The sequence below is a fragment of the Nocardioides pocheonensis genome, from assembly GCF_003725535.1.
Classification (GTDB): Bacteria; Actinomycetota; Actinomycetes; order Propionibacteriales; family Nocardioidaceae; genus Marmoricola; species Marmoricola pocheonensis.
The window spans coordinates 1-16,824 of sequence record NZ_RJSF01000001.1 but is presented as its reverse complement, the minus strand read 5'-3'; the positions used below and the strand labels follow the sequence as shown (position 1 = coordinate 16,824).

The following is a 16,824-nucleotide window of genomic DNA, read 5'->3' as shown; positions in this document are numbered from 1 at the left end:
CCTCAACCAGCGGTACTCGACTCGCGCTCGTGCCTCGCGAGGTCGCGGTTCGCTAGATCGAGGCGACCTCGGCCAGCACGTCCATCGCCTCGTGCAGCAGGTGGTCGGGCGCGACCAGGGGCGGCAGGAAGCGCAGCACGTTGCCGTAGGTGCCGCAGGTCAGCGTGAGCACGCCGGCCTGGTGGCAGCCCGCGCTGAGCCGGGCGGCCATCGCCGGGTCGGGCACGGTGGTCCCGGGCTGGACGACCTCGATCGCCACCATCGCGCCGCGGCCGCGGACGTCGCCCACGGCGGGGTTCGCGGCCGCCAGGTCGCGCAGGCGTGCGGTCAGCAGGTCGCCGATCTCGCGGGCACGGGCGTTGAGGTCGAGGTCCTTCATCGTCGCGATCGCACCGAGGGCGGCGGCGCACGCGACCGGGTTGCCGCCGTACGTGCCGCCGAGGCCGCCGCGGTGCACGGAGTCCATGATCTCCGCGCGGCCGACGACTCCGGCCAGCGGGAGGCCGCCGGCGACGCCCTTGGCCACCGTCACGAGGTCGGGGACGATCCCCTCGTGCTCGCTGGCGAACCAGGCGCCGGTGCGGCACATGCCGGACTGGATCTCGTCGGCGACGAAGACGATGCCGTTGGCTGCGGCGTACGCGGCGAGCGCGGAGAGGTAGCCCGGAGCGGGCACGATGAAGCCGCCCTCGCCGAGCACGGGCTCGACGACGATGCAGGCGACGTTGCCGGCGCCGACCTGCTTGTCGATCAGGTCGATCGCGCGCGCTGCTGCCTCCGGGCCGGTCAGGCCGTCGCGGAACGGGTAGGAGACGGGGGCGCGGTAGACCTCGCCGGCGAACGGCCCGAAGCCCTGCTTGTAGGGCATGTTCTTGGCGGTCATCGCCATCGTGAGGTTCGTGCGCCCGTGGTAGGCGTGGTCGACCACCACGACCGCGTTGCGGCCGGTGTGCGACCGCGCGACCTTGACGGCGTTCTCGACCGCCTCCGCGCCGGAGTTGAACAGCGCGGTGCGCTTGGCGTGGTCGCCGGGGGTCAGCGCGGCGAGCTGCTCGCACACCTCCACGTAGCCCTCGTACGGCGCCACCATGAAGCACGTGTGGGTGAACGCGGCCACCTGGCCCTGCACCCGGGAGACCACCTCGGGCGCGGCATTGCCGACCGAGGTGACCGCGATGCCGGAGGCCAGGTCGATCAGCGAGTTGCCGTCCACGTCGACCAGGACCCCGCCACCCGCGGCGGCGACGTACACCGGCAGCACGCTGCTCACGCCGGCGGCCACCGTGGCCGCACGCCGCTCGTGCAGCTCGCGCGAGCGCGGTCCGGGGATCGGCGTCACCAGCCGGCGCTCCTGCGGCAGGGTGGGGCCGCCGGTCCGGGACTCATGGGTGACGCTCATCGACGGCCTCCGTGCGGTTTACGTGGCGAATCAGGGGGACGGCTGACAGTATCCGCTGTCAGTCGCCCCTGAAGCAACCGGATCCGTTGTTGTCGGCCACGTTCGACGCCAGCCGGGCCGTCCTCAGGGTGACCCACCGCGGGACTCCGGCCGGGGCGGGCTGGAGCTCCACCTCCACCGCGAGGGCGGACGCCCCGGGAAGGGCGGTGGCCCCGGGCTGAGCGCCCAATTTGCGGACATAATTGGAACGATCAAGTCAGGTTCGGCTACCTTCGTCTGATGCGAGCGATTCGACGATTCACGGTCCGGCCCGTCCTGCCCGAGGTGCTCCAGCCCTTGCTCGAGCTGGCGACCAACTTGCGCTGGTCCTGGCACCCCGAGACGCAGGACCTCTTCGCCGCCATGGACCCCGAGCAGTGGGAGGCCTCCGGGCGTGACCCGGTGAAGCTGCTCGGCCTGGTCTCGGCAGAGCGGCTCGAGGAGCTGGCCGGCGACAAGAAGTTCCTGCGCATGCTGGAGCTGGACCGCGCCGACCTCGAGCAGTACCTCACCGGCGAGCGCTGGTTCCAGAAGCGCGCCGCCGCCGGCGACACGCTGCCGCGCTCCGTCGCCTACTTCTCCCCGGAGTACGGCATCACGTCGGTGCTGCCGCAGTACTCCGGTGGCCTCGGCATCCTGGCCGGCGACCACCTCAAGACCGCGAGCGACCTCGGTGTGCCGCTCGTCGGCGTCGGCCTGCTGTACCGCCACGGCTACTTCCGCCAGGCGCTCTCCCGCGAGGGCTGGCAGCAGGAGACCTACCCGGTCATCGACCCCGACGGTCTCCCGATGACCCCGTTGCGCGAGCCCGACGGGTCGCACGCCCAGGTCGCCCTCGAGATCCCCGGCGACCACCCGCTGCTGGCGCAGATCTGGGTCGCCCAGGTCGGGCGCGTCCCACTGCTGCTGCTCGACTCCGACGTGGAGGCGAACCCCGAGCCGCTGCGCGACGTCACCGACCGGCTGTACGGCGGGACCGCGGAGCACCGGCTGCTGCAGGAGCTGCTCCTCGGCGTCGGTGGCATCCGCGCGCTCCGCTCCTACTCGCGCATCACCGGCGCCCCCGAGCCCGAGGTCTTCCACACCAACGAGGGCCACGCCGGCTTCCTCGGCCTCGAGCGGATCCGCGAGCTGACGGTGGCCGACGGCGGGCCGAAGCTCGACTTCCCGACGGCGCTCGAGGTCACCCGGGCCGGCACCCTCTTCACGACGCACACCCCGGTCCCGGCCGGGATCGACCGGTTCCCGCGCGACCTGATCGCCCAGTACTTCGGCGCGCAGGGTCCGGTGGCCGGCGTACCGGTCGAGGACATCCTCGCGCTGGGCACCGAGGACTACGAGGGCGGCGACCCGGCGGTCTTCAACATGGCGGTGATGGGCTTCCGGCTCGCCCAGCGGGCCAACGGGGTGTCCCTGCTCCACGGCCATGTCAGCCGCGGGATGTTCAACGGCCTGTGGCCGGCGTTCGACGAGGTCGAGGTGCCGATCACGTCGATCACCAACGGCGTGCACGCCCCCACCTGGGTGGCGCGCGAGGTCTTCGAGCTCGCCGACCGGTCGGGCGCCGACAGCGGCTCGATCGACCCGTTCGCGTGGGAGGTGATCGACAAGATCCCCGCCGACGAGCTCTGGGCCACCAAGCGCGCCCTGCGCCAGCGCCTCGTCGAGGACGCCCGCGCCCGGATGCGCCGGTCCTGCCGGCAGCGTGGGGCCGCGGCGTCCGAGCTCGGCTGGATCGACAACGCGCTCGACCCGGACGTGCTCACGATCGGCTTCGCGCGGCGGGTGCCGTCGTACAAGCGGCTCACGCTGATGCTGCGCGACCCCGAGCGGCTCAAGCGGCTGCTGCTCGACCCGGAGCGCCCGGTGCAGCTGGTCATCGCCGGCAAGGCGCACCCCGCGGACGACGGCGGCAAGGCGCTGATCCAGGAGATCGTGAAGTTCGCCGACGACCCGGAGGTCCGGCACCGGATCGTGTTCCTGCCGAACTACGACATCGCGATGGCCCAGCCGCTCTACCCCGGCTGCGACGTCTGGCTGAACAACCCGCTGCGGCCCTACGAGGCCTGCGGCACGTCGGGCATGAAGGCCGCCCTGAACGGTGCGCTGAACCTCTCGATCCTCGACGGCTGGTGGGACGAGTGGTACGACGGGAACAACGGCTGGGCGATCCCGTCGGCCGACGGCGTCGCCGACGAGCACGTGCGTGACGACATCGAGGCGACCGCGCTCTACGACCTGATCGAGAACGAGGTGGCGCCGCGGTTCTACGACCGTGACCGCAGCGGCCTGCCGACCCGCTGGATCGAGATGGTCCGGCACACGCTGAAGTCGCTGGGCCCGAAGGTGCTCTCGACCCGGATGGTGCGCGACTACGTGGAGCGCCTGTACACCCCGGCCGCGGCCGCTGCTCGCGCGATCAACGAGACCTACGACGGGGCGCGCGAGCTGGCCGAGTTCAAGGCCCGGATCCACAAGAACTGGGACCTGGTCCGGATCGACCACATCGACACCGAGGGGCTCTCGGACTCCCCGGAGGTCGGCGCCAGCCTCGAGCTCAAGGCGTTCGTCTCGCTGGGGTCGCTCTCGCCGGCCGACGTCGAGGTGCAGGTCGCCCACGGACGGATCAAGGGCGAGGACCAGCTCGCGACGGTCGCGGTCGCGGACCTGACCCTGGCCGAGTCCTACGAGGACGGCCGGCACCGGTTCGAGGGCACGCTCGTGCTCGACCGTCCCGGTCCGTTCGGCTACACCGTCCGCGTGCTGCCCAAGCACGAGGGGCTGGCGTCGCCCGCCGAGCTCGGCCTGGTCGCGCTGGCGTAGCGCGGCGAGGCGGCCGCCCGGTCAGTCCTCCTGGAGCACCACCAGCGACCGCGCCCGGAGCAGGAACGCGTCTCCGGCGCGGACGCTGGTACCGGTGCGCATCTTGTCGTCGGTCGAGATGACCACGTGCCCGGCCTGCACCCACGCGTTCACGGGGAGCCGGACCTCCCGGTCGACGTCGGCGCCGTTGAACCAGATCAGGAACGACGCGTCCCGCATCTGCTCCCCGCGGGGACCGGGGGAGCGGATCGGGTCGCCGGAGACGAACATGCCGATCACGCGCAGGGCCGGGTCGTGCCAGTCCTCGGCGGTCATCTCCCGACCGTCGGGGTGGATCCAGGCGAGGTCCTTCGGGCCGCCGGTGATCGCCGGCCGGCCCTCGAACCAGTGCCGCTGCCGCAACGTCGCGTGGTCGCGGCGGATCCGGAGCGCGGTGCGGGTCATCTCCCACATGCCCAGCCACGCGTCGTCCGGGCGCCAGTCGACCCACGAGATCTCGTTGTCCTGCGCATAGGGGTTGTTGTTGCCCCGCTGCGTGCGTCCGCGCTCGTCGCCGGCGGTGATCATCGGCACCCCGTTGGACAGGCACAGCGTGATCATCAGGTTGGCCGCGATCCGCTGCCGCAGCGCGACGATCTCGGGGTCGTCGGTCTCACCTTCGATGCCACAGTTCTGTGAGCGGTTGTCGTCGGTGCCGTCCTGGTTGTCCTCGCCGTTGACCTCGTTGTGCTTGTGCTCGTAGGAGACCAGGTCGCGCAGGGTGAAGCCGTCGTGGGCGGTCACGAAGTTCACCGACGCGTACGGCGACCGGCCGTCGTCGGCGTACAGGTCGGACGAGCCGGCCAGCCGGGTGGCCACGTCGCGGATGCCCTCGGAGGTGCCCCGCCAGAAGTCGCGCATCGTGTCGCGGAACTGGTCGTTCCACTCGACCCAGGGCGGCGGGTACTCGCCCACCCGGTAGCCGTCGCCGGAGGCGTCCCAGGGCTCGGCGATCAGCTTCGCGTGCCGCAGGGCGGGGTCCTGCCCGATCGTGGTGAGCAGGTGGCCGCTCATGTCGACCGAGTAGCCGGTGCGGGTCAGGGCGGACAGCAGGTCGAACCGGAAGCCGTCGACGTGCATCTCGTTGACCCAGTAGCGCAGCGAGTCGAGGATCAGCCGCAGCGCCTGCGGGTTGCCCGCGTTGACGGTGTTCCCGCACCCGGTGACGTCCCAGTACGTGTCGTCGAACCGGGCGTGCGGCGGGAGCTCCTCGTCCTCGTTCTCGACCGCGACCCGCTTGTAGAAGCCGCGGTCGTCGAGGCCGCGGAACGAAAGACTGGGCCCGTCGGCGCCGCCCTCGGCGGTGTGGTTGTAGACCACGTCGAGGATCACCTCGATGCCCGCCTCGTGGAAGGTCTTGACCATCTGCTTGAACTCGCGGACCTGCCCGCCGCGGTCGCCCGCCGACGAGTAGGCGCCGTGCGGGGCGAAGAAGGCCAGCGAGTTGTAGCCCCAGTAGTTCACGAGGCCATGGCCGGAGAGCCGCGGCTCCGAGTAGAACTGGTGGATCGGCAGCAGCTCGACCGCCGTGACGCCGAGCTCCTTGAGGTAGTCGATCACCTGGGGCGACGCGAGGCCGGCGTACGTGCCGCGCAGCTCCTCGGGGATCTCCTGGTGCAGCTTCGTGTAGCCCTTCACGTGCAGCTCGTAGATCACGCTGTCGCGCCAGCGGCGCCGCATCGGCGGGTCGCCGCCCGGGCCCCAGTCGAACTCGTCGCGGACCACGATGCTCTTCGGCATGGCGGCAGCCGAGTCGGCGGTGCTGGGCCGCTCCGGGTTGTCGAGGTCGTGGGCGTAGATGGCCGGCCCCGGCACGAGCTCCCCGCTCACCGCCTTCGCGTAGGGGTCGATCAGCAGCTTGTGCGGGTTGAACCGCAGCCCCTGCTCGGGCTGCCAGGGCCCGAACGCCCGCAGGCCGTAGCGGGTGCCGAGGGGGAGGCCGGGCACCGCTCCGTGCCAGATGCCCAGCGTGTGCTCGGTGAGCTGGTACGACGTCTCGCGGTCGTCGTCGTCGAACACGCAGACCCACATCGCGGTCGCCTCCGGGGCGTAGACCGCGAAATTCGTCGCCTCCTCCGACCAGCTCGCGCCGAGCGGCCAGGAGTGTCCGGGCCACACCGGAGCACGTTCGTCCCGCGAGCGCCAGCGCCAGGTCTCCAATGCCACCCGCCGATCATTGCAGCCCCGGCCACGACGGCCGCGGCGGGAGACGGCGATAGGTTGTCCCGGTCACGTCGGCCCGCGCACGGAGGTGTCCCCACAGCATGAGCGTCGATCCCGCTCCCGCCCCGGAGTTCGTCCGTCTCGAGGTGGCCGACGGCGTCGGCACCATCCGGCTCGACCGGCCGAAGATGAACGCCTTGAACGCGCAGGTCCAGGAGGAGATCCGGGCCGTCGCCGGGGAGGTGAGCCTTCGTGACGACGTCAAGGCCGTCGTCCTGTACGGCGGCGAGCGGGTCTTCGCGGCCGGCGCGGACATCAAGGAGATGGCCGACATGTCCTACACGGACATGGTGAAGCGCTCGACCGGCCTGACCACGGCCTTCACCGCGGTCGCCCGGATCCCCAAGCCCGTGGTGGCCGCGGTCACCGGCTACGCCCTCGGCGGCGGCTGCGAGCTGGCCCTGTGCGCGGACTTCCGGATCGCGGCCGAGGACGCGACCTTCGGCCAGCCCGAGGTGCTGCTCGGCATCATCCCCGGCGCCGGCGGCACGCAGCGGCTCAGCCGCCTGGTCGGCCCCAGCCGCGCCAAGGACATCATCTTCAGCGGGCGCTTCGTGAAGGCCGACGAGGCGCTCGCGATCGGCCTGGCCGACCGGGTCGTCCCGGCCGACCAGGTGTACGCCGAGGCGGTGGCGTGGGCCGGGCAGTTCACCCACGCCGCGTCGTACGCCGTGCGGGCGGCCAAGGAGGCGATCGACCGCGGTCTCGAGGTCGACCTCGAGACCGGCCTGGAGATCGAGCGCCAGCAGTTCGCGGCGCTGTTCGCCACCGAGGACCGGTCGATCGGGATGAGCTCATTTGTCGAGAACGGTCCCGGCAAGGCGCGATTCGAGGGACGCTGAGCCGGTGGACGGCGCCGGCGACGGCGTGGGCCGATGCCTAACGTCACGCCGCCGTCGTCGTTGACCAGCCGGACACCCGGGCCGGTCCCACCGGCCGGACCAGACCAGCGCAGACAGACCAAGGAGCCCTGGTGGCGAAAGTTGTGAAGTCGGACCAGCCGTTCCCCGACCGCGCGAAGACGCGCCGCGCGGAGAAGGACCAGCTGCGCGAGACGATGGCGAAGATCCTCCGCGTGGTGTTCCTCGTCTGCTCGGTGGTGCTCGCCCTCGGCGCGTTCCTCGTCGCCGCCCGCGACAACGTCAGCCAGGACAACGCGCTGGTCAAGTTCGTGCTCGACTTCGCCGACGCGATCGACGGCCCGTTCAGCCGCAAGAACGGCATCTTCGAGTTCCACGGCCAGAACGCCACGACCAAGGACGCGGTGGTGAACTGGGGGATCGCCGCCATCGTCTACCTCGCGATCGGCCGCTACCTGCAGCGCATCCTGGCCCCGCGGTCGGTGCTCTGACCCGATGCTCCACCCGGCTCGGGCGCTGTGACCGAGCCCACCCGGGACGGTGTTTCTGGCCGCCCGACTCGCTAGTAACCTGAACGAACTCGTCTCTGACCCAGGAGGGGCCCTGCGGGGCTGACACCAAGATGAACATTGTCGTCTGTGTGAAGTACGTACCCGACGCGACCGCCGACCAGAAGTTCGAGTCGGACAACACCGTGGACCGCGTCACCGTTCCCGGCTTGCTCTCCGAGCTCGACGAGTACGCCGTCGAGCAGTCGCTGCAGCTCAAGGAGAAGAACGCCGACCCCGAGTCGGTCACCGTCACCGCGCTGACCATCGGCCCCGACCAGGCGGCGGACGCGATCCGCAAGGCCCTGCAGATGGGCGCCGACAAGGGCGTCCACGTGGTCGACGACGCGGTCGCCGGCTCCGACGCCCCGGCCACCTCCAAGGTGCTCGCCGCGGCGATCGAGAAGCTGAAGGGCGACGGCGGCGTCGACGTGGTCGTCTGCGGCCTGGGCTCGACCGACGGTGCGATGTCCGTCGTGCCGGCGATGCTCGCCGAGCGCCTCGACCTGCCGCAGATCACGCTGGCGTCGGTGGTCGAGAGCCAGGGCGACCAGTTCCGGATCAAGCGTGACGGTGACACCGCGACCGAGGTCATCGGCGCGACCGCTCCGCTGGTGCTGTCGGTGACCGACCAGTCCGGCGAGGCCCGGTACCCGTCGTTCAAGGGCATCATGGCCGCGAAGAAGAAGCCGCTCGACACCTGGTCGCTCTCCGACCTGGGCGTCGACGCGAGCGAGGTCGGCCTGGACGCGGCGTGGACCGCCGTGGAGTCCACCGAGGCCCGCCCGCCGCGCACCGCCGGCGAGATCGTGACCGACGAGGACGGCTCGGGCGCCACGGCGCTCGTCGAGTTCCTCGCCTCCAAGAAGTTCATCTGAGAGGGCCTGCAGACATGAGTGAGATCCTGGTTCTGGTCGACCACGTCGACGGCGCCGTACGCAAGCCGACGTTCGAGCTGCTGACCATCGCCAAGCGCCTCGGTGAGCCGTCCGCGGTCTTCATCGGTGGCGCCGACAAGGCCGACGCCGCCGCTGAGGCCGTGAAGAAGTACGGCGCGGAGAAGGTGTACGTCGTCGACGACACCGAGATCAAGGGCTACCTGGTGGCTCCGAAGGCCGAGGTGCTCCAGCAGATCGCCGCCCAGGCGAACCCCGCCGCGATCCTGATCACCTCGGGCGCCGAGGGGAAGGAGATCGCCGGCCGGCTCGCGATCAAGCTCGAGTCGGGCCTGATCACCGACGCCGTCGACGTGCAGGAGGGCCCGGTGACCACGCAGAGCGTGTTCGCCGGCAACTTCACCGTCAAGGCCAAGGTCACCAAGGGCACGCCGATCATCACGGTCAAGCCGAACGCCGCCGCTCCGGAGGAGTCGGCCGGTGCGGGTGCGGTCGAGAAGTTCTCCGCGACCATCTCCGACTCGGCGAAGAAGGCGCAGATCGTGGCGTCGCAGCCGCGTGAGGCGACCGGTCGCCCCGAGCTCACCGAGGCCGCGATCGTGGTCTCCGGTGGTCGTGGCACCGGCGGCAACTTCGAGCCGGTCGAGAACTTCGCGGACTCCCTGGGTGCCGCCGTCGGCGCCTCGCGTGCCGCGGTCGACTCCGGCTGGAAGCCGCACGCCTTCCAGATCGGCCAGACCGGCAAGACCGTGTCGCCGCAGCTGTACGTCGCGGCGGGCATCTCCGGCGCGATCCAGCACCGCGCCGGCATGCAGACCTCGAAGACCATCGTGGCCGTCAACAAGGACGAAGAGGCCCCGATCTTCGAGCTGGTGGACTTCGGTGTCGTCGGCGACCTGCACACCGTGCTGCCGGCCGCCACCGCCGAGGTCACCAAGCGCAAGGGCTGACCTGCCCACGCGCCTGAGGCAACCGGCCAGGGTCGTCGCCGCCGTCGTGGCGGCGGCAACCCTGGCCGTTTCCTTGCTCCTGTCGGTCTGCCGGCTGCTCACGCCGTCGCAGCACCTCCTGGTGCTGGCGACGGCGTTCGTGCCCTTCGCCCTCGTCGGGTACGCCGCGGCCGCGCTCGCCTGGTCGGCGGTGCACCGGCTCGGCGACCATGATCGGCGACGGCTGGTCTCCACCGCCGCGGTCCTGGTCTCCGTGGCCGGCCTGCTCTTCCACGCCGCGCTCCAGGTGCCGTCGTACGCGGGCAGCCACGCGTCGGGCCGCGCCGACCTGACGGTGCTGACCGCGAACCTGAGGCTCGGGCTCGGGGACACCGCCGAGGTGACCCGCCTCGCCGAGCGCAGCCACGCCGACGTCGTGGTGCTGGAGGAGGTGACGCCGCTCGCGTTCGCCGGGCTCGAGAAGCTGCGGCAGGAGCTGCCCCACCAGGGCGGCGAGCCGTTCGCCGGTGCGCGAGGGACCGTCGTCTTCTCCCGCTACCCCCTGCAGGACGAGGAGCAGCTGAAGGTCTTCAACAGCGCCTGGGTCGTGCGGGTCGACGCACCCCGGCCGTTCTCGCTGGTGGCCGTGCACACGTCCCAGCCGTGGGTCACGCCCCAGCTGTGGACGTCAGACCACCGGGCAGTGCTGTGGAACACCACCCTGGCGCTGCGCCGCGGCCCCGTGGTGATGGCCGGCGACTTCAACGCCACCCTGGACCACCGCCCGATGCGCGACCTGCTCGGCCTCGGCCTCAGTGACGCCGCCCGCCAGTCCGACGCGGGCTGGCAGCCGACCTGGCCGAGCGACCCGGGGGTCGGTCACGCGCTGCCGTTCGGCCTCGGTGTGATGGCGATCGACCACGTGCTGGTCAGCAAGCAGTTCTCGACGATCTCGACGCACACCTACCGGATCGCCCGCAGCGACCACCGGGCCCTGCTCGCCCGGATCGCCCTGTCCTGAGCCCGGCTCCTGGTCCCTCGGCCTGATCTGCAGGCCTCTGCACCGCACAAACTGCCGTCTTGTCGCGGGTCGGCCCCGTGACCACCCTCGTCCGTGGGCACCCCGGAGATCCCGGGCGACCCTGCAGAGAGAGGCATCCACACGATGCAGGTGATGAGGCGAGTTCACATGACGACCGGGGCGGCCACGGCGGCCCTGGTGCTGGGTTCCCTGGCCGGCATGACCCCGGCGAGGGCCACGGCCCCGACGTCCGGCCCGGTGTCCGGCGCGGTGTCCGGCACCGCGGTGCCGGTCGCCCGACCGGCGGCCAGCCGGCCCGACCCCGGCTTCACCCCGGCCGAGCGCCGGGCCGCGATGGAGGAGGCGCGCGCCGAGCGTGCGACCACCGCCCGCGAGCTGAAGCTGGGCAGCGAGGAGCAGCTGGTGGTGAAGGACGTGCTGCGTGACACCGACGGGGGTGAGCACGTCCGCTACGAGCGCACGTACGGGGGACTGCCGGTCATCGGCGGCGACCTGGTCGTGCACACCTCGCCCGGCCGGTCGGTCAGCACGGTCGACTGGGCCCATCCCTCCCGGGTCCAGCTGTCGTCGACGACCGCCTCGGTGCCCCGGGCCACCGCCATGGCCCGTGCCGAGGGGGCGACCCCGGCGAGCGGTGACACCGCACGCACCGCTCGCCGGGTCGTCTTCGCGGCCCTGCACAAGCCCGTGCTCGCCTGGGAGACCCGGGTGACCGGCACCAAGCCCGACGGCACCCCGGTCGACGACCTCGTCTACACCAACGCCCGCACCGGCGCGGTGCTCGCCGTGCACGCCGGCATCGAGACCGACACCGGCACCGGCAACACCCTCTACAGCGGTGCCGTCTCGCTGACCACCACGCCCGGGGGCAGTGGCTGGAACCTCACCGACGGCGCTCGCGGCGGGCACTCGACGTACGACGCGAACAACTCGACCAGCACCAGCCGCGGCACGCTGTTCACCGACGCGGACGACACCTGGGGCAACGGCTCGACCTCGAGCCGCCAGAGTGCGGCCGCGGACGCGGCGTACGGCGCGGCGCTGACCTGGGACTTCTACAAGAACTCCTTCGGCCGCACCGGGATCCGCAACGACGGTGTCGCGGCGTACTCCCGCGTGCACTACGGATCCGGCTACGAGAACGCCTTCTGGGACGACTCCTGCTTCTGCATGACCTACGGCGACGGCGGCTCCACGCTGAACCCGCTGGTCGCTCTCGACGTGGCCGGCCACGAGATGTCGCACGGGGTGACCTCGGCGACGGCCGGCCTGGACTACAGCGGTGACGCCGGTGGGCTGAACGAGGCCACCTCCGACGTGATGGGCACGATGGTGGAGTTCTCGGCGAACAACGCCAGCGACCCGGGCGACTACTACATCGGCGAGAAGATCATGAAGGACGGGACCTACCTGCGCCGGATGGACAACCCGTCGGCGGACGGCTCGTCGGTGAACTGCTGGTCGACCTCGACGAAGAACCTCGACCCGCACTACTCCTCCGGTGTCGGCAACCACCTCTTCTACCTGCTCGCCGAGGGCACCGGCACCAAGACCATCGGCGGCCGCACGCACACCGGCACCACCTGCAACGGCACCACGCTGACCGGCATCGGGCGCTCCGCCGCTGCGGCGATCTGGTACCGCGCACTGACCACCTACTGGACCTCCACGACCACCTACCCGGTGGCGGCCAACGGGATGGTGAAGGCCGCGCGCGACCTGTACGGCGCGTCGTCGACCCAGTGCGCGGCGACCGTTGCGGCGTGGAAGGGCGTGAACGCGGCCCCGACCGAGGCCTGCTCGACCGGGGGCGGCACCGGCGGCGGTGCGCTGGCCAACGGCGGGTTCGAGTCGGGTGCCACGTCGTGGACCGCGACCTCGGGCGTGATCACGAACTCGACCAGCGGCACCCCGCACGCCGGGTCGTGGTACGCGTGGCTCGACGGGTACGGCACCACGCACACCGACACGCTGTCGCAGACCTTCACGGTGCCCTCCGGTACGCCGTCGCTGCGGTTCTACAACGCGATCAGCACCGACGAGGTCGGCAGCACGGTGTACGACAGGCTCACCGTGCAGGTCGTCAGCGGGACCACCACGACGACCCTGGCGACGTACTCGAACGTCAACGCGACGTCGGGCTACGTGCTGCGCACCTTGAGCCTGTCGGCCTTCGCCGGGAAGTCGGTCACGCTGAAGTTCACCGGCACCGAGGACTCCACGGCGGCCACGAACTTCCTGGTCGACGACGTCAGCGTCGGCTGAGACCTCCCCAGGGCCGGACCCGGCCGTCGGCAGTCTGCCGGCGGCCGGTTCCGGGCTTCGGGGCAGGTGCCGGGGTCAGGCGCCGGGATCGCGGCCGGGGATCGGCTGCAGCGTCCTCTGGACCTGGTCGGCGATCCGCGCGGCCGCCGCGGTCGAGCTCGACGAGATGGTGACGACGACCGTGGCGCCGTCGGCGTGCACGACGACCGCGACGGCGTGGACGGTCAGGCCGATCTTCGTCGGCACGTCGTACGTCACCCGGGTCACGTCGCCGGCGGCGCTGGTCGCGTGCTCGAAGCCGTTGGGCTTCGCACCGACAGTGGCGAGCTGGAACTTGAGCGCCTCGTCGTTCACGTCGCCCTCCTGGCCGACCGTGTTGACGTTGTCGAGGAACCCGTGGTGCGCGCCGTCGCCGCTCACCGAGAAGGTCTGCACCGCGGCGGAGAACGTCTTGGCGAGCTGCTCGGGGGTGGTGCCCATCCGGTGGGCCAGCTCGTCCAGGAGCGGGTTCTTCCCACCGCTGGCGAGCACCTTCTTCGCGTCGAGCGTGAGCCAGGCCCGGGGCAGCTCGAAGGCGATCCCGAATTTGGTCACCTTGACCAGCTGCGCGCCGGAGCTGGGCCCGGTCGCGGTCGCGGACGCGTCGTCGGTGGGCGTCGGCGTCGGCGTGGGCGTGGAGGGGGCCGTCGTGGGGACCGGGGTCGACGGCGTGTGGAGGCCGAGGTTCGCGCTCGGCGCGTCGCTCCCGCAGCCGCCGAGCGCGAGCGCGGCAGTGAGGACGAGGGGGAGCGGGAGGGCCCGCCGGGCGGCCCGAGACAGCGGCGTCATGGCCGGAGTGTAGGTGCGACGGTGGGCGCTCGAAGGCGGTTCGGGGAGGACGCCGTACCCTTGACAGGCGATGACCGTCTACCTGGACCACGCGGCGACGACGCCGATCCTGCCCGAGGCCGCCGCGGCGATGACCGCCCGCCTCGGGAGCGTGGGCAACCCGAACTCGCTGCACGCGTCGGGGCGTGCCGCCCGCCGGGTCGTCGAGGAGTCCCGGGAGTCGGTCGCGCGGGCGCTCGGCTGCCGACCGGGTGAGGTCGTGTTCACCTCCGGAGGCACCGAGGCCGACAACCTCGCGCTCAAGGGCCTGTTCTGGGCGCGGCGGGCCGAGGACCCTCGCCGCACGCGGATCATCAGCACCACCGTCGAGCACCACGCCGTCCTCGACCCGCTGCAGTGGCTCGAGGAGCAGGACGGCGCCGACGTCGTGCTCGTCCCGGTGGACCGCCTCGGCCGGCTCGATCTCGAGGCGTTCCGGGCCGCCGTGGAGGCGGACCCCGAGAGCGTCGCGCTGGTCTCGGTGATGTGGGCCAACAACGAGGTCGGCACGGTCCAGCCGGTCGCCGAGGTCGTGGCGATCGCCCACGCGCACGGCATCCCGGTGCACAGCGACGCGGTCCAGGCGGTCGGGCAGGTGCCGGTCGACTTCGCCGGGTCCGGGCTCGACGCGATGACCCTGACCGGTCACAAGATCGGCGGCCCGTACGGCGTCGGCGCGCTGCTGCTGCGGCGCGAGGTCCAGCTGACCGCCCTCCTGCACGGCGGAGGGCAGGAGCGTGACGTGCGCTCGGGCACCATCGACGCTCCGGCGATCGCCGGGTTCGCTGCGGCCTGCGAGCTGAGCGTGAAGCACCAGCCCGAGCTGGCGTCCCGGCTGTCGGCCCTGCGTGACGAGCTGGTCCGTGAGGTGCAGGAGGTCGTTCCCGACGCGGCGTACAACGGCGATCCCGTGTCCGACGTGCACCACCGACTGCCCGGCAACGCGCACCTGACCTTCCCCGGCTGCGAGGGTGACTCCCTGCTCATGCTGCTCGACGCCCGTGGCATCGAGTGCTCGACCGGCTCGGCCTGCAACGCCGGCGTGCCGCAGCCGTCGCACGTGCTGCTCGCGATGGGGCGCGACGACGAGGTGGCCCGCGCCTCGCTGCGGTTCACACTTGGGCACACCTCGCAGGAGTCCGACGTGCGCGCCCTCGTCGAGGCGATCGGGCCGGTCGTCGAGCGCGCCCGGGCCGCCGGGCTCACCGGGAAGTCCCGAGCCTGATGCGCGTCCTGGCAGCGATGTCGGGCGGCGTGGACTCGGCGGTCGCGGCCGCACGCGCGGCCGAGGCAGGTCACGAGGTCACCGGCATCCACCTCGCTCTGTCGCGGAACCCGAAGTCCTACCGGACCGGGGCACGCGGCTGCTGCACGATCGAGGACGCGAACGACGCCCGGCGGGCCGCCGACGTGATCGGCATCCCGTTCTACGTCTGGGACCTCAGCGACCAGTTCCACGAGGCGGTCGTGGAGGACTTCCTCTCCGAGTACGCCGGCGGCCGCACCCCGAACCCGTGCCTGCGGTGCAACGAGAAGATCAAGTTCGCCGCGGTCCTGGACCGTGCGCTCGCGCTGGGCTTCGACGCGGTCGTGACCGGGCACTACGCCCGGCTCAGCGAGGGGCCCGACGGGGTCGAGCTGCACCGGGCGGTCGACGCCGGGAAGGACCAGTCGTACGTGCTCGGCGTACTCACCCAGGAGCAGCTGCGGCACTCGCTCTTCCCGCTCGGCGACTCCCCGAAGCCCGCGGTGCGGGACGAGGCGACCCGCCGCGGCCTCCAGGTGGCCGACAAGCCGGACAGCCACGACATCTGCTTCATCAGCGACGGCGACACCGGTGGCTGGCTCGCCGACAAGCTCTCCGACGTGAACCGCGGCGGTGCCATCGTCTCGGCGGACGGCGAGGTGCTCGGCACCCACGAGGGCTCCTGGCGGTTCACGATCGGGCAGCGCAAGGGCCTGCGGATCGGCACGCCCGCCGGCGACGGCCGGCCACGCTACGTCCTCAACATCGAGCCCGTCTCCGGCACCGTCACCGTGGGGCCGCGCGAAGCGCTTTCGGTCTCCGGCCTCGACTGCATCCGCCCGCTCTGGTCGGGCGCCGCCCCGACGTCTCCGCTGGAGGCGACCGTGCAGCTCCGCGCCCACGGCGAGGAGCACCGCGCGGTCGTCACGCCCTCCGCCGCGGGCTTCTCGGTGGCCCTCCTCGACCCGGCTACGGGCATCGCACCCGGCCAGGCCTGCGTCGTGTACGACGGCACGAGGGTCGTGGGGTCGGGGACGATCGCGGCGACGGTGCGGGGGTAGCGGGTCCCCCGGGGCAACGGCCGCCTCCGGACACAGTGGTTTCGGCAAGCTCAACCACCGGTGTTGGGTTCCTGCCCGTCGCGTGGTTTCGAGGCTCGCTGGCGCTCGCACCTCAACCACCGAGTGCACCGCAGACGTGAGCCGACAGCAAGGCCCGGCCCCGCGCCAGACACCTCGTCGCTGCCCGTCCCCCCGGGCAACGGCCAGCCAGCACCGCTCGCCCGCCCGCGACCGGCGTCCGGGCATGCCGCTGGCCCGGCGCGTGCGCCGGGTGCCGAACGGGGTGGCTACTGGTCGGGTGGATCCGCCGGGCTGGGCACCGTCGGCGGGCTCAGGTCGGTGGTGCCGGTGCGGTCGCGGAGCCAGGTGTGTCCGTGGGGGCTGTGCCAGAGGTACTCACCGGGGGTCAGCATGGTGTAGGTCCAGCCGCCGTGGGTCTTGAGCCGGTGATGTCGTCTGCAGAGCGCGGCGAGGTTGTCGCTGGACGTGGGACCGCCCGACTCCCAGGGGACGATGTGGTCCTTGTCGCAGCCGCGGGCGGGACGCTGGCACCAGGGGAACACGCAGGTGCGGTCCCGGAGCTCGAT

At 71.8% G+C, this 16,824-nt stretch carries 13 protein-coding genes; 9 read left to right on the top strand and 4 right to left on the bottom strand.

Going from position 1 to position 16,824, the window contains the following annotated elements; genetic code table 11:
- Positions 1-52 precede the first annotated feature (52 nt).
- Positions 53-1,399: a 4-aminobutyrate--2-oxoglutarate transaminase gene (gene gabT, locus EFL26_RS00065; RefSeq protein WP_123220844.1), complete on the bottom strand. Its 1,347-nt coding sequence runs from the start codon at positions 1,397-1,399 to the stop codon at positions 53-55.
- Between the two features lie 279 nt (positions 1,400-1,678).
- On the opposite strand from gabT, the gene glgP reads away from it, so the two are divergent.
- Positions 1,679-4,261, top strand: a complete 2,583-nt coding sequence (glgP, locus tag EFL26_RS00060; RefSeq protein ID WP_123220843.1) for an alpha-glucan family phosphorylase — start codon at positions 1,679-1,681, stop codon at positions 4,259-4,261.
- A gap of 21 nt (positions 4,262-4,282) precedes the next feature.
- Here glgP and glgX read toward each other — a convergent pair whose 3' ends face one another.
- Positions 4,283-6,466: a glycogen debranching protein GlgX gene (gene glgX / locus EFL26_RS00055; RefSeq protein ID WP_245999910.1), complete on the bottom strand. Its 2,184-nt coding sequence runs from the start codon at positions 6,464-6,466 to the stop codon at positions 4,283-4,285.
- A 98-nt stretch (positions 6,467-6,564) separates the two neighbouring features.
- On the opposite strand from glgX, the gene EFL26_RS00050 reads away from it, so the two are divergent.
- The 6 genes from EFL26_RS00050 (at position 6,565) to EFL26_RS00025 (ending at position 13,063) form a co-directional block, all read left to right on the top strand.
- A complete protein-coding gene (locus EFL26_RS00050) occupies positions 6,565-7,365 on the top strand; it encodes an enoyl-CoA hydratase/isomerase family protein (RefSeq protein ID WP_123220841.1) in 801 nt (266 codons plus the stop codon).
- A gap of 131 nt (positions 7,366-7,496) precedes the next feature.
- Positions 7,497-7,874, top strand: coding sequence for a hypothetical protein (locus EFL26_RS00045; RefSeq protein ID WP_245999909.1), 378 nt, complete (start codon positions 7,497-7,499; stop codon positions 7,872-7,874).
- Between the two features lie 149 nt (positions 7,875-8,023).
- Positions 8,024-8,809 (top strand): electron transfer flavoprotein subunit beta/FixA family protein, encoded by a 786-nt coding sequence (locus tag EFL26_RS00040; RefSeq protein WP_245999907.1) that lies wholly within the window; start codon positions 8,024-8,026, stop codon positions 8,807-8,809.
- Between the two features lie 14 nt (positions 8,810-8,823).
- The gene (locus EFL26_RS00035; RefSeq protein ID WP_123220839.1) at positions 8,824-9,777 is read left to right on the top strand and encodes an electron transfer flavoprotein subunit alpha/FixB family protein; all 954 of its coding nucleotides are present in this window, start codon (positions 8,824-8,826) and stop codon (positions 9,775-9,777) included.
- Between the two features lie 73 nt (positions 9,778-9,850).
- The gene (locus tag EFL26_RS00030; protein WP_123220838.1) at positions 9,851-10,777 is read left to right on the top strand and encodes an endonuclease/exonuclease/phosphatase family protein; all 927 of its coding nucleotides are present in this window, start codon (positions 9,851-9,853) and stop codon (positions 10,775-10,777) included.
- A 153-nt stretch (positions 10,778-10,930) separates the two neighbouring features.
- Positions 10,931-13,063 carry a M4 family metallopeptidase gene (locus tag EFL26_RS00025; protein ID WP_245999906.1) on the top strand — a complete coding sequence of 711 codons (2,133 nt, stop codon included), beginning with the start codon at positions 10,931-10,933 and terminating at the stop codon, positions 13,061-13,063.
- Between the two features lie 75 nt (positions 13,064-13,138).
- On the opposite strand, the gene EFL26_RS23965 is transcribed toward EFL26_RS00025, so the two are convergent.
- Positions 13,139-13,891, bottom strand: coding sequence for a hypothetical protein (locus EFL26_RS23965; protein ID WP_183407963.1), 753 nt, complete (start codon positions 13,889-13,891; stop codon positions 13,139-13,141).
- 70 nt (positions 13,892-13,961) lie between these two features.
- Here EFL26_RS23965 and EFL26_RS00015 point away from each other — a divergent pair, with 70 nt between their 5' ends.
- On the top strand, positions 13,962-15,155 hold the full coding sequence (locus EFL26_RS00015) for a cysteine desulfurase family protein (RefSeq protein ID WP_123220836.1): 1,194 nt from the start codon (positions 13,962-13,964) through the stop codon (positions 15,153-15,155).
- Entirely contained in the window at positions 15,155-16,237 is a 1,083-nt protein-coding gene (gene mnmA, locus EFL26_RS00010) for a tRNA 2-thiouridine(34) synthase MnmA (RefSeq protein WP_123220835.1), read from the top strand. The genes EFL26_RS00015 and mnmA overlap by 1 nt, the downstream gene beginning before the upstream one ends.
- 287 nt (positions 16,238-16,524) lie before the next feature.
- Here mnmA and EFL26_RS00005 read toward each other — a convergent pair.
- On the bottom strand, positions 16,525-16,824 hold a 300-nt coding region (locus tag EFL26_RS00005; RefSeq protein WP_148046579.1), incomplete at its 5' end, for an HNH endonuclease signature motif containing protein.

Coding starts and splice junctions, on each gene's coding strand:
- gabT (WP_123220844.1), bottom strand. CDS start 1,399: ATGAGCGTCACCCATGAGTCCCGGACCGGCGGCCCCACCCTGCCGCAG.
- glgP (WP_123220843.1), top strand. CDS start 1,679: ATGCGAGCGATTCGACGATTCACGGTCCGGCCCGTCCTGCCCGAGGTG.
- EFL26_RS00050 (WP_123220841.1), top strand. CDS start 6,565: ATGAGCGTCGATCCCGCTCCCGCCCCGGAGTTCGTCCGTCTCGAGGTG.
- EFL26_RS00035 (WP_123220839.1), top strand. CDS start 8,824: ATGAGTGAGATCCTGGTTCTGGTCGACCACGTCGACGGCGCCGTACGC.
- EFL26_RS00025 (WP_245999906.1), top strand. CDS start 10,931: ATGAGGCGAGTTCACATGACGACCGGGGCGGCCACGGCGGCCCTGGTG.
- EFL26_RS23965 (WP_183407963.1), bottom strand. CDS start 13,891: ATGACGCCGCTGTCTCGGGCCGCCCGGCGGGCCCTCCCGCTCCCCCTC.
- EFL26_RS00015 (WP_123220836.1), top strand. CDS start 13,962: ATGACCGTCTACCTGGACCACGCGGCGACGACGCCGATCCTGCCCGAG.
- mnmA (WP_123220835.1), top strand. CDS start 15,155: ATGCGCGTCCTGGCAGCGATGTCGGGCGGCGTGGACTCGGCGGTCGCG.